Source organism: Roseateles sp. 22389 (assembly GCF_052044995.1).
GTDB lineage: Bacteria > Pseudomonadota > Gammaproteobacteria > Burkholderiales > Burkholderiaceae_C > Roseateles.
The window spans coordinates 524,090-536,323 of record NZ_JBQEOF010000001.1 but is presented as its reverse complement, the minus strand read 5'-3'; the positions used below and the strand labels follow the sequence as shown (position 1 = coordinate 536,323).

9 protein-coding genes and 1 other RNA gene are annotated in these 12,234 nt (G+C 71.2%); 4 read left to right on the top strand and 6 right to left on the bottom strand.

What is annotated here, in order from left to right; all coding sequences use genetic code 11:
* Window positions 1–128: 128 nt before the first annotated feature.
* The 3 genes from ACTJKJ_RS02350 to ACTJKJ_RS02340 form a co-directional block, all read right to left on the bottom strand.
* Window positions 129–1,949: a methyl-accepting chemotaxis protein gene (locus tag ACTJKJ_RS02350; RefSeq protein ID WP_440819465.1), complete on the bottom strand. Its 1,821-nt coding sequence runs from the start codon at window positions 1,947–1,949 to the stop codon at window positions 129–131.
* 256 nt (window positions 1,950–2,205) lie between these two features.
* Window positions 2,206–3,177 carry a carbonic anhydrase gene (locus ACTJKJ_RS02345; RefSeq protein ID WP_440819464.1) on the bottom strand — a complete coding sequence of 324 codons (972 nt, stop codon included), beginning with the start codon at window positions 3,175–3,177 and terminating at the stop codon, window positions 2,206–2,208.
* A 130-nt stretch (window positions 3,178–3,307) separates the two neighbouring features.
* Window positions 3,308–4,525, bottom strand: coding sequence for a multidrug effflux MFS transporter (locus ACTJKJ_RS02340; RefSeq protein ID WP_440819463.1), 1,218 nt, complete (start codon window positions 4,523–4,525; stop codon window positions 3,308–3,310).
* Between the two features lie 197 nt (window positions 4,526–4,722).
* Here ACTJKJ_RS02340 and ACTJKJ_RS02335 point away from each other — a divergent pair, with 197 nt between their 5' ends.
* The 4 genes from ACTJKJ_RS02335 (at window position 4,723) to ACTJKJ_RS02320 (ending at window position 7,975) form a co-directional block, all read left to right on the top strand.
* Window positions 4,723–5,706, top strand: a complete 984-nt coding sequence (locus ACTJKJ_RS02335; protein WP_440819462.1) for a Gfo/Idh/MocA family protein — start codon at window positions 4,723–4,725, stop codon at window positions 5,704–5,706.
* Between the two features lie 153 nt (window positions 5,707–5,859).
* Window positions 5,860–6,195: RNase P RNA component class A (gene rnpB / locus ACTJKJ_RS02330), an RNA gene on the top strand.
* 87 nt (window positions 6,196–6,282) lie between these two features.
* Entirely contained in the window at window positions 6,283–6,747 is a 465-nt protein-coding gene (locus ACTJKJ_RS02325; protein WP_297386048.1) for a GNAT family N-acetyltransferase, read from the top strand.
* A gap of 130 nt (window positions 6,748–6,877) precedes the next feature.
* Complete coding sequence (locus tag ACTJKJ_RS02320; RefSeq protein WP_297386050.1) at window positions 6,878–7,975, top strand: acyltransferase family protein; 1,098 nt, start codon at window positions 6,878–6,880, stop codon at window positions 7,973–7,975.
* A gap of 13 nt (window positions 7,976–7,988) precedes the next feature.
* Here the strand turns inward: ACTJKJ_RS02320 and ACTJKJ_RS02315 are convergent, their stop codons facing one another.
* The 3 genes from ACTJKJ_RS02315 to ACTJKJ_RS02305 are packed head-to-tail and all read right to left on the bottom strand — an operon-like array spanning window position 7,989 to window position 12,004.
* Window positions 7,989–9,008, bottom strand: a complete 1,020-nt coding sequence (locus ACTJKJ_RS02315) for an FHA domain-containing protein (RefSeq protein ID WP_440819461.1) — start codon at window positions 9,006–9,008, stop codon at window positions 7,989–7,991.
* Complete coding sequence (locus ACTJKJ_RS02310) at window positions 8,996–10,489, bottom strand: trypsin-like peptidase domain-containing protein (protein WP_440819460.1); 1,494 nt, start codon at window positions 10,487–10,489, stop codon at window positions 8,996–8,998. Before ACTJKJ_RS02310 ends, ACTJKJ_RS02315 begins: the two co-directional genes overlap by 13 nt.
* 54 nt (window positions 10,490–10,543) lie before the next feature.
* Window positions 10,544–12,004 carry a cyanophycinase gene (locus tag ACTJKJ_RS02305; RefSeq protein ID WP_440819459.1) on the bottom strand — a complete coding sequence of 487 codons (1,461 nt, stop codon included), beginning with the start codon at window positions 12,002–12,004 and terminating at the stop codon, window positions 10,544–10,546.
* Window positions 12,005–12,234 lie beyond the last annotated feature (230 nt).

Here is a 12,234-nt window from a genome sequence, read left to right as displayed (position 1 = left end):
CTTATCCACAGCCCGCGCTAGCCTGATTAGCGCTTGACTTGGAACACAGTTGCTCTCCCCGCGCAGCGGGGAGAGGGAGTTCATCGGGGCGGGGAGGGCTGGGCTTGTGGGCGACGCTGGCGGGCGGGTCAGAAGTCCGTCGGTCCGGACTGACCGGCGCTCAGGCGGAAGGTGCCGACCACGTCGGCCAGCTTCTGGGCCTGGTCCTTGAGGCTCTCGGCGGCGGCGGCCGATTCCTCGACCAGCGACGCGTTCTGCTGCGTGACCTGGTCGAGCTGCGCGACCGCCACGTTGACCTGCCCGATGCCGTGGCTCTGCTCCTGCGCGGTGTGGCTGATCTCGCCGATCATCTGCGCCACGCGCTGCACGCTGCCCACCACCTCGTTCATCGTCTCGCCGGCGGTCGAGACCTGCCGCGTGCCGGTCTCGACACGCTCGACGCTGGCGGTGATCAGTGACTTGATCTCCTTGGCCGCGCCGGCCGAGCGCTGCGCCAGCGCCCGCACCTCGCCCGCCACCACCGCGAAGCCGCGGCCCTGCTCGCCGGCGCGCGCCGCCTCCACCGCCGCGTTCAGCGCCAGGATGTTGGTCTGGAACGCGATGCCGTCGATGACGCCGATGATGTCGCCGATCTGGCGCGAGCTCGTGCTGATCTCCTGCATCGTCGAGACCACCTGCCCCATCGCCTCGCCGCCCTGGCGCGCGACGCGGCTGGCGGTGTCGGCCAACTGGCGCGCCTGGTCGGCATTGGCGGCGCTGTTGGCGACGGTGCTGTTGAGCTCCTCCATGGAGCTGGCCGTCTCCTGCAGGTTGCTGGCCGTCTCCTCGGTGCGCTGGCTCAGGTCGTGGTTGCCGGCGGCGATCTGGCGCGAGGCGACCGCGATCGACTGGCTGGTCTCGCGCACCTGCAGCATCACCTGCTCGATCTTGTGGACGAACTGGTTGAAGCCACGGGAGATGTCGGCGATCTCGTCCTCGCCGCGCACCTGCAGGCGCTGGCTGAGGTCGCCCTCGCCGGCGCCGATGTCGTTCATCGCGCGCTTGATGCCGGCCAGGCCGCTCAGCAGCGCGCCGACGGCCGCGGCCGCCACCAGCGCCGCCACCGCCGTCACCACCAGCATCGTCAGGCCCGCGTTGCGCAGCACGTCCGACAGCGCCGCCAGCGCCTCGTTGCGCTCGGCCGCGGCCACCAGCACCCAGTCGGTGCCCGGCACATCCACGGCCTTCAGGAAGAAGCGATGCGCCCCCACCTCGGCCAGCGTCGGTTCGTCGCCGTGCGCGGTCGTCAGCAGCGCGCCGTCGATCGCCGCCGACAGGTCCTTCACCGGCTTGAGCGTCAGGGCCGCGTCCGGGTGGGCGATCACGGTGCCCTGCTTGTCCAGCAGCATCGCGAAGCCGCTGGCGGTCGGCTTGATCGACTTCATCGTCGCGACGATGTCGTCCAGCGCCACGTCGGTGCCGGTCACCGCCTTGAGCTCGCCGCCCGCGCGCACCGCGCTGGCGAAGGTCACGACCAGCTTCTTGCTGGAGGCCGCCACGTAGGGCGCGGTGATCACCGGCTGGTCGGTCGCGGACGCCAGCTTGTACCAGCCGCGGCCGGTCGGGTCGTAGTCGGCGGGGCGCTGGCGGTCGGGGATGGAGATCATCCGCTTGTCGGCGCCGCCGACATAGGCCAGGTCCAGCCGCCCGGACTGCAGCGCCTGGGTCAGCACCGGACGGGGGTCCTCGAGCTGCGCGGCCGGCGCCATCGCGGCGACCACGTCCTTCTGCGTCTTCACCCACGCGGCGACGCCGTTGGCGTTGGCGGTGGCGAGATCGGTCAACTGGGCCTGCACCTGGCGACGGGCGTGATCGCGTACGGCCCAGTAGCTGGCGAAGGTGGCGAGCGCGACGGCGGCGACGACGATCAGGATGCTGATCGCGATCAGGCGCGACTTGATGGTCTTCATCACGGCGGGGGTGTCCTGGGGGGATGGGGCGCCCCTCCACGGAGGGAAAGGGCAATTGAGGTTCCGGCCGCGCCGTCCATGACCAAGATCAAACGCGTGATGGCTTCTGGCGCGCGGCGGCCGGGATTGTGCGGTGAGCGCCAGTGATAACCAAGGGTTTCCACCAAGAAGACGGCCGACGCCGTGACGCTCGTCACGACGCCGGCCCAAGCGGGAGACGACGCTCCCACGGCTCAGCCATCGAGGGCGCGGGCCCTCAGTTCGATTCCTTGATGAGGCGGCCGGACTGCGCCTGCAGCGGCCGCGCGTTCATCGGGTACAGGTGCGAGAACACCGAGATCTGCTGGGTCGACAGCTGCACCGGCTGGCGCAGCACCAGCCACAGCACGCCCTCGGTGCAGGGCGGTGTCGTCAGCGAGCCCATGTAGGAGAAGTAGCCCCGCTCCGCGGGCAGCAGCTGGTTGAGGTCGATCGGCACTGGCGCGTTGTAGGTGTCGCCGCGCTCCAGCGGCAGATGGTTCCAGACCGTCTGGATCAGCGCCTGATCCTGGCCGCGCTCCAGCAGCACCGCCAGGATGGCGAGCCGGCCCTCGGCATCCTTGTGGACGAGGTGGGCCACCATGTCGTACTGGCGGCCGTTGATGCGCTCCTCGCTGGGGCGATGGAAATGGAACTGCTGCAGCTCGTAGCGCCGGCCCATGAGCTGCAGCGAGTTGCCCGGCGCCACGTTCACCTGGACCGTGTGGCCGTTGTCCACCACCGAGAAGGCGCTGGACTTGTAGTCGAAGCGGATGCGCTCCTGGTCGACCTTGATGGTGTCGCGCAGGTCGATGGGGCTCTGCCGGGTGCCGATCGCGCATTGGCGGAATTCGGGCTCGAGCTGGCCCCAGCGGTCGGGCGCCCCCTCGCCGGTGTAGGCCCAGGGGGTGGTCGACCGGGCGGCCGAGGCCGCCGCCGCCGGCTTGGCCGCCGCGCGGCGCGCGCGCTGGTCGACCGGGTTGTTCGTGCGGACGTCGGTCGGCGCCTTCTTCGCGTTCAGCTTGAGGGTGGCCGCGTCGTCCTTGAGGCGCTCCGCGAGGCGGTCGCGCAGGGGCTCACCCGCATCGCTGGCGGGGGGCGCCTTGGGCGCGGACGCGGGCGCGTCGGCGGCCAGGGCCGGGCCGCCGGACAGCAGGGACAGACACAGGACGGCCGGCAACCAGGTGCCGAGGCCGGGACGGTGGGACATGGATCGCTCCGCAGGACTTCGGTGTGCCCGCCGTCGGCGGGATGCGCGACGGCGTCCGGACGTGGGTCCGGCGCACCTTCCCTATTTCGGAGGATGGCCGGCCTTCTTGAGGGTGACCGGCGGGTGGACGTCACGCCGCGGGCGTGGACACCTCGCGCTTGACCCAGGTCCAGGCGACCAGGCCGATGCACATCATCCCGGCCGAGGCGAGGGCCAGGGTCAGCATGGAATGCATCACCAGCGGCACCAGCACGCCGGCGACCAGCCCGTTGGCGGCGCTGCCGATGCAGGCCTGCAGGGAAGACGCCATGCCGCGGCGCTCGGGCGCCTGGTCCAGCACCAGCAGCGTCACCACCGGCACCATCAGCGCCCAGCCGAAGGCGAAGCTGCTGATCAGCGGGAAGGCCCAGAACACGCTGTGCGGCAGCGTCAGGTTGCAGACGATGTTGGCGATGGACGTGAAGCCCATGATGAAGAAGCCGCGCCGGATCTGCTTGCGCGGCGCGATCCGGCCGGCCAGGCGGCCGCTGAGCCAGGCGCCACCCATGATCCCGCCGATGCTGAACAGGAAGAACCAGAAGAACTGCGTGGGCGCCAGGCCCAGGTGCTCGCCCAGGAACACCGGCGCGGCCAGCACGTACAGGAACATGCCGTTGAACGGGATGCCGCTGGCCAGCGCCAGCAGCAGGAAGCGGCGGCTGCCCACCAGCGAGCGGTAGCCGCGCAGCAGCGAGCCGACGTGGAAGGGTTGGCGGTGGTCGCGGTGCAGCGTCTCGGGCATCAGGCGCCAGGTGACGGCGAACAGCAGCGCGCCGACGAAGACCAGGAACCAGAAGATCGCGTGCCAGTCGGCGTGGACGTAGAGGAAGCCGCCGATCATCGGCGCGATCGCGGGCGCCAGGCCGAAGAAGATCGTCACCTGGGACATCACCCGCTGGGCCTCGGAGGGCGGGAACATGTCGCGGATGATGGCGCGCGAGACCACCACGCCGGCGCCCGCGGACAGGCCCTGCACGGTGCGCCAGAACACCAGCTGGCCGATGCTGCCCGCGAGCGCGCAGCCCATCGACGACAGCGCGAACACCGCCATGCCCCATAGCACCACCGGGCGCCGGCCGAAGCTGTCGGACAGCGCGCCGTGGAACAGGTTCATCACCGCGAAGCCCAGCAGGTAGCCGGACAGGGTCTGCTGCATCTCGACCGGCGTGGCGTCGAGTGCCTTGGCGATGCCGGCGAAGGCCGGGATGTAGGTGTCGATCGAGAAGGGCCCCACCGTGGCCAGCGCGGCCAGCAGGATGGCGAGGGCCCAGCGTGGCGCGCGCCACAGTTGGCTGGCTTCGGGATTCATGCGTGGGGCGATGCGAGCGTGCGAGAAGCCGCCGACGATACCCCCGCCCGGGCTGTCGCACCGGCCGTCATGCCGCCCGGGCACACCGCTTGCGGGACGGGCGTGCGCGAGTCGCCCGGGTCCGCCGGGCGGCGGCCCGCGCTGTGGCGGCCCCCCTACACTGCGGGGCTTTTGCGGAACTTCGGGCGGAGACGGCGGTGCCAGGCGTGTTGAGCATTGGGGTGGTGGGACTGGGCGTGATGGGCCAGCGGATGCTGGCGCGGCTGGCCGGGCATGCGCGACTGCGCGTCACCCAGGTCTGGGACGAGAACCCGGTGGTGCTGGCGCAGGTGCTGGCGAACGACCCGATGCTGCGCGCCGCCAGCAGCGCCGAGGCGCTGATCCGCGAGCCCGGCCTGCATGGCCTGTACATCGCCACGCCGCCGGGGCCGCACATCGCGCTGTCCGAGCGCGCCTTCGACGCCGGGCTGCCGGTGCTGTGCGAGAAGCCGCTCACCACCGACTTCGCCGCCGCTCGCGCCTGCATCGAGCGCATCGAGCAGGAGCGGCGCCGGGCCGCGGTCAACTATTCGCTCGCGTCGTCGACCGGCCTGGCGCAGCTGCAGCTGGCCTTCGGCGCGGCGTCGCGGCGGCCGCTGGGGGCGCTGCGGGATGTGCGCATCGACCTGCGCTTCGCCGCCTGGCCGCGGCCCTGGCAGGCCGGCGCGGGCGCCTGGCTGTCGCAGCGCGCCGAGGGCGGCTTCACGCGCGAGGTGCTGTCGCATTTCATCTTCGTGCTGCAGCGGGTGCTGGGCCCGGCGCGCGTCGTGCGCAGCGAGGTCGTGTATCCCGCGGACGGCATCGGCTCGGAGCTGTCCGTCGAGGCGGAGCTGAGCGCGGCGGGCGTGCCGGTCATGATCAGCGCGGGCATCGGCGGCGAGCGCGCGGACGACAACCGCATGCTGTGGCGCGCCAGCGAAGGCGAGATCGAGTTGCGGGACTGGTTCGGCGTGACGCAGCAGCGCCAGGGCGAGCGTGTGCAGAGCCTGGGCGATGCCGAGACCCTGCGCATGAACGGCATGACCGACCAGCTCGGTCACTGGGCCGCGATGCTGGAAGGCCGCTCGCACAGCCTGCCGGGCTTCGCCGAAGCGCTCGCGGTCCAGCAAACCATCGAAGCGATCCTTGCAGGCAAGCCCTGACACCCAACGCACCGCGTGGCCGAAGCGGTTTCGCTTTGGGATGCCCCGCTAGGCGCGAACCGGAGCCATAGCTCAGCTATGGTGAGGATTCGCAACGACGCGGGGCGCCCAAAGCGAAGCCGAGGCGGCCACGCGGTTAAACTCTCGCCCCGTGAAGCAAGCCAGACCGCCGCTGGTGCGATCGTGGAAACACGGCACTGGAGGAAGGTCCGGACTGCATAGAGCGGCGTAGCAGCTAACGGCTGCCCGGCGAAAGCCGAGGATCAGAGCAACAGAGACGAGTCGGGACCGGTGCAAGCCGGTTTCGGGTGAAACGGGCAATCTCTACGCGCAGCAACACCAAGTAGGCCAGCGTTGATGCGGCTCGCAGAGCTGGCGGGTAGGTGGCACCGAGCCAGGCAGTGATGCCCGGCCCAGATGAATGGCGGTCACGTGGCGAATCGCAAGAGGAGCCGCGCACAGAATCCGGCCTATCGGCTTGCTTCACCTTTATGACGATTTGCAAGCGAACGTTGGCTTGCAAAGGCTTTCAGGGATTTCCCGCGCGCTGGGCACATCGGTTGCTACCGTGCAGGCATGCAGATCGAACCCCTGGACCCCCACAGCCCCGCCGCGATGTCCCTGCTGGCGCAGTCGGACGCGTACATGGCGGCCCTCTACCCCGGCGAAAGCAACCACCTCCTGGATCCCCAGGCGCTGGCCCAGCCGCAGGTGCGCTTCATTGGCGTCTGGCTTGCGGAATGGCTGGCCGGCTGCGCGGCGGTGAAGGTCGTCGACGACGCCGACGGTCCGTACGGCGAGATCAAGCGGGTGTTCGTCCAGCCGCATTTCCGGGGACGCGGCATTTCCAAGGTGCTGATGGAAGAGCTCGAGTCCCATCTCAGGGCACGAGGCATCGGACTGGCGCGCCTGGAAACCGGCGTGCACCAGCCGGAGGCGCTCAAGCTCTACGAGCGCCTGGGTTATGACCGCCGCGCCCCCTTCGGCGACTACACCGACGACCCGCTGTCCGTCTTCATGGAAAAGCGCCTGTCGGCCTGAGGCCGCCCGCCCCCCTAGAACCTAGTCCCCTCGACGAGTTCCCCCGCCCTGGGGGACGGACGACGGCCACGCGGGCCGGCCTCGACATACCGTGCGGTCTGCCCTGGTTTTCCCGCAGCAGCGCCGCCCGATGGCCCCGACCGACCGCCACGCCCCCAAGCTCGCCTCCATCGAGGCCGCCCGCGCGATCGCCGCACTGGCGGTGGTGCTGATGCACGCGACCCATCTGATGCGGGTGCCGCAGTTCTCGGGCCACGTCGGGCTCGGAGGCCTGTTCGACTTCGGGTATGCCGGCGTCGACTTCTTCTTCGTCCTGAGCGGCTTCATCATCACCTTCGTCCACCACGCGGAGCTCGGCGGCGGCGCGGCGCGCTGCGCGGGCTACCTGTGGAAGCGCTTCGTGCGCGTGTTCCCGATCTACTGGATGGTGCTGGCGATGACCGCCGGCCCGTCGATCCTGGCCCGCCTGGCGACCGGACGCACGCCGGTCTCGGAACTGGGCGCCGAGGACCTCCCCGGCACGCTGCTGCTGTGGATCGGCGGCGGCACGCCGGAATACGTCGGTGTGGCCTGGTCGCTGCAGTACGAGGTGCTCTTCTACCTGAGCTTCTGCGTGCTGCTGCTGCACCTGCGCGGCGGCCTGGCGCTGTACGCGCTGTGGGCCACGCTGGTGATCGCGCAGGCCTTCGGCCAGTTGCCGGCCGCCCTGCCCTGGAAGCTCGGCGATCCGCACTGCCTGCAGTTCCTGATGGGCGTCGCCACCGGGCTGATGGCGCGCCGCGCGACGCTGCCGCTGGTGCGCGGGCAATGGCTGCTGGCGGCCGCGGCCTTCGTCGCCGCGGTGCTGTATGAACGGCTCGGGCCGCAGGGGCCGCACGCCTTCGGTGGTCGCGTGGCGCTGGGGCTGGCCTCGGCGCTGGTGCTCGCGACGCTGGTCGCGATGGAGCGCCGCCGGTCGGTGCGCGTGCCGGCGCTGCTCGTCCAGCTGGGCGCGGCCTCGTACTCGCTGTACCTGGCGCACTGCCTGCTGATCAACATCGTGCTCGCGTCGATGGCCAAGGTCGGCGTCTATCACGCGCTGCCCGAGGCGCTCATCTTCTCGATCGCGGTCCTGGCGGCCGTCACCGGCGGCTGGCTGATCGGGCGCTGCCTCGAATTGCCGGTGGTCGCGTGGCTGCGGCGGCGGCGCTCGCCACCGGCCGCGCCCGCGCCCGCGATCGCGGCCTGAGCGACGCCGCTCGTCACTCCTCGTTGTCGCCGCTGCCGCCCGTCTGGTCGTTGCGCTTCTCCGCCTGCTTCAGCAGCGGGGCCTCGAGGCGCGCCATGCCGTCGATGAAGCTGTCCACCGGCTGCGGCGTGGCGACGCGCAAGGCCGGCGGCGGCAGGGTGGCCATGTAGTTGGGACCGAGCCAGTACTGCTGCTCGGTACGCCGGCCGACGGTCAGCACCAGGCCGACGACGCACATCGCGCCGATGCCCACCGCCAGACGCCGCGACGCCCGCGGCCACACCACCGTCGCATGCCACCACAGCAGCAGCGCGGCGCCGACCGACATCACCAGCGTCTCCAGGGCCAGCAGGCGCGGCAGGTTGAACATGTAGGCCAGCAGCGGCAGCAGCAGGTCGAAGAGCTGCATCGCCACCGTCGCCACCAGCGCCCGCCACAGGTGGGCGCCAAACGCGAACCAGTGCCGGAAGAGCTGCGTCACCAGCGCCCACAGCGCGGCCCAGATCAGCGCCACGCCCACCGGCGCCAGCAGCGCGCTGACGGTGTCGACCCAGGTCGCGCTGCCGTCGTTGGCGGCCCAGTTCGAGCCCCACAGCAGCAGCGCCCAGACCGCCAGCAGCGTCGGCAGCGCCCACGACGGCCGGGCGTCGCGCCGCACCGGCTCGTCGGCGCGGTTCATCGGCTTTTCCGCCGGCAGCGGATCCAGCGAGGTGCGCAGCCGCAGCCGGGTCGTGCCCAGTTGCAGCAGCGCCGACGACGGCCAGGCCGCGCGGCTGCCGGCGGCGATCCGGTGGCCGTCGAGCCAGCCGCCGTTGTGACTGGGCAGCAGCTCCAGCACCGGGCCCGAGGCGGCCGGCGCCGCGTCCGTCCCGGCGTCGTCCCAGTGCAGCAGCGCATGGGCGCCGGCCAGGTGCGGATCGGCCAGCACCAGGTCGCAGTCGGGCGAGCGCCCGATGCGCAGCGGCCAGGCCCGCACCTTGTGGGTTTCCCGGCAATGACCGTCCCGGTCGACGATCTCGATCACCGCGTCCATGCGAATCCTTGCAGGTAATGACGCGTCAGCTGGGTGGCATTCGCGAAGCTGACGCCGCGGGCGTCGAAGCGGCCCAGCGCGCCCTCGGTGGCGGCGTCGACGTTGGTGACCAGCACCGTCAGGTCGAACAGCCCGTCGAGCTTGCGGTAGGCGCGCAGGCAGGCGACCGCGCGCAGCGGCGGGCCGTCCTTCTGCTGGACGAAGTCCTCGCGGCAGTACGGCGCGGTGCGGTCGCGGTCGGGACCGCCCAGGCGCTCGTTGCGGAAGCTGGCCGAATAGATCGTCGAGAAGCGGACAGGGCCCAGCTTGCTGCCGTCGTAGACCTCCTCGGTCACGCCGAAGTAGCCGGTCTGCAGGGACTCGCTGATGAACAGCGCGTGCTCCATCCGGCATTGCGTGCGCTGCATCTGCAGGCCCTGCGCGTCCGCGGAGGTGCCGCTGCCCCAGCAGCGCATGTACTGCTCCTGCGGAATCGGGAAGCGGTAGCGCGGGTGCGTCAGCGTGCGCCAGGGCTGGGCCAGGAAGTTGCGCGACAGCTCCTCCTGGTAGGCCATCAGCTGCTCGCGCAGCTTGGGCCAGGCCGCGCCCTTCATCGGCGCGGCGTCGCGGCTGCGCGCCAGCAGCGCGGCGGCGTGCTGCGCCGGCACCAGGAAGCTCATCTGCTGCGCGAAGATCATCGTCGACACGTTGATGCCGACGATCTCGCCGTCCTCGTCCAGCACCGGGCCGCCACTCATGCCGGGGTTGATGGAGCCGGAGTAGTAGATCAGCGGATCGAAGCTGCGCTCGACCAGGCCGTTGTAGGTGCCCTCGACCACGGCGAACGCGACGTCGTGCGGGTTGCCCATCGAGTAGATGCGCTCGCCCTTGGCCAGCGGCTGGTCGGCCTTGCGGAAGGCCAGCGGCGTGGCCGTCATGCGCGCGACGACGCCCTTGGGATCGGCCTTGGCATCGCCGCCCTTGGCGACGATGCGCAGCAGTGCCAGGTCGCGACGGGCGTCGAAGTCGAGCAGGACGATGTCGCCGCCGTCGCCTTCCGGGGTCTGGTATTGCAGCCGGTAGCGCTCGGGCTCGAGCGCATGCTGGCTGATCACGTGGTAATTCGTGATGACGTGGCCCTGCGCGCTGACGACGAAGCCGGACCCCACCGAGGCCTGGCTGCCGTTGAAGAGCGTGCGGACCTGCAGCAGCTGGGCGCGGCTGCGGTCATAGAGCCGGCGGGCGCTGGCGGAGACCGGGGCCGAGGCCATCGCCTGGCTGGCCGCGGCCGTGCTGGGCAGCGGGGCGCTGGCGGGCGGCGCGACGACGGACGGCGCCACGACGGGCGGTGCGGACAAGGGCGGCCGCTGCGGCGAGGGCGCCGGCTGGGCCTCCGGCGCGGGGCGCGTCTGCGCCGCGGCGGGCAGGCCGAGCGCCACCGCGACCAGCAGCGTGGCCGCCCGGGCGAGGGCCCGCCCAAGGGTGAGAGGATTTCGCGACAACGCAGCAGACTCCAGGAATGAGCGAACGCCGCATGCTAGCGGCTTTGCGTCGCCTCAGGGCTGCTGCGGGCGCTCGCCGGCCGGCGGTTCCTCCGGTGTGGCGGACTGCCGCGGGCGCCGGTCGCCGGGCCAGGGGCCGAACAGCGGTTGCGGCATGCGCACCGGCGTGACGTCCAGGTACAGGTTGACCACGGTGTAGTCCTCGGGGCCGAGCTCGTCGGTGCTCCAGCCGATGCTGCCGGGGCCCTTGTAGAGGCGGAAGAGGAAACCGAGGTCGGCCAGCGCATCCCCCGCCTTCGGCGCCGCCTCGAAGCTCAGGCCGCGGAACTCGGGCTGCACGCTGTCGATGAGGATGGACATCGCGGTCGAGATGGTCGAGTCGCCCAGCATGTCCGTGTAGAACTGCGGCAGCGTGTAGTAGGGCTTGTAGTCCGGCGCGCCGGGCTCCAGCTTCTGGCCGCGCAGCTTCAGCGCCGACGGCGTCACGCCGCGCGTGCGCAGGTTCATGCGGTCGCCGTGATCGAGGTAGGTGAGCCTGGCGTTCTTCAGGTTGAAGACGCCGAGCGCGCGGTCCGAGCTCGCCTCGCTGAGGTCGACCAGCAAGGCCCCCTTGTGGCCGAGGATCTCGACCTCGTCGCCGCGGATCACGGCGGCGGAGTTCTCGTCCACGCCCAGGCCCAGTTGGTAGCCCTTGGCCAGCATCAGCGGCACCATGCGGCCGAAGCGGCCACGCTTGAGGAAGTGCTGGTCGACGAACAGCCCCGGCCCGACGAAGCCCAGTCCGCGGTCGATCTGCTTGCCCTCCTCCCACTGGCCCTTGAGGATGCTGATCACGCTGGGCGCGTCCCGGAACATCACCGTGCTCATGATCGCGGCGCCCGCCGAGGTGCCGGCCACGACGCCGCCCTTGCGGTAGACGTCCCAGATGGCATCGAGCATCGGCGTCGAGTGGCCGCCCGGGAAGAGCACGTCGACGATGCGCTCCTGCGAGCCGCCGGTGAAGAAGATGCCCTTGGCGTTGCGCACCTTGGCGATCAGCGCGGCGTCGCGCACCACCTTGTTCAGGTCGACCCACGAGAACTTCGGCGCGACCGGCAGCGCCTCGGCCACCGCGCCGCGGCGCTGCAGTTGCTCGACCACCTGCTTGGCGCTGGCCTCCGGGTCCTCGGCGGCCGTGCCGAAGACGACGAACCGCGCGCCGCGCCCGCCCGCCAGCGCGATCAGCCGGTTCCAGACCTCGTCGTTGTCCGCCTTCAGGGCGCCGCCGATCGCCATCGCGTGGCCTTTAATGGGGACATCGGCGCCGGGGCCAGGCGTTGCCTGGGGAACGGACGCCGCGGGCACCGCGGACGCTGCAAGCGCGGGGGCGACGACGGCGGGCTTGGTCCCCGCCGGTCTGGTGGGCGTCGGCGCGCCGGGGGCGGTGGGAGCGGCCGCCCGGGCCGGCATTGCGGCCAGGACCAGCACCAGGCCGAAGGCGCCGGCAACGCGGCGCAGGGAACAGCGATCGAACATCGTCAAGGCCTCACACCGCGCACCGGCGGCATCACGTAACCGGAGGAAGCCGCCCCAATGACGGGGCGGATCGGACGAAGGGGGAGCGCAGGAGGGGACGATAGCGTCGCGTCCCCACCGGCGGGTGACTGTTGGTCACACCGCAGTTGCTTCGTCGCGACTGTCGCGGGAGATCACCCTTGCCGGTGCCGGGCCGGTCCCTAGACTGGTCCGTCAGAGCCATCCTCCAA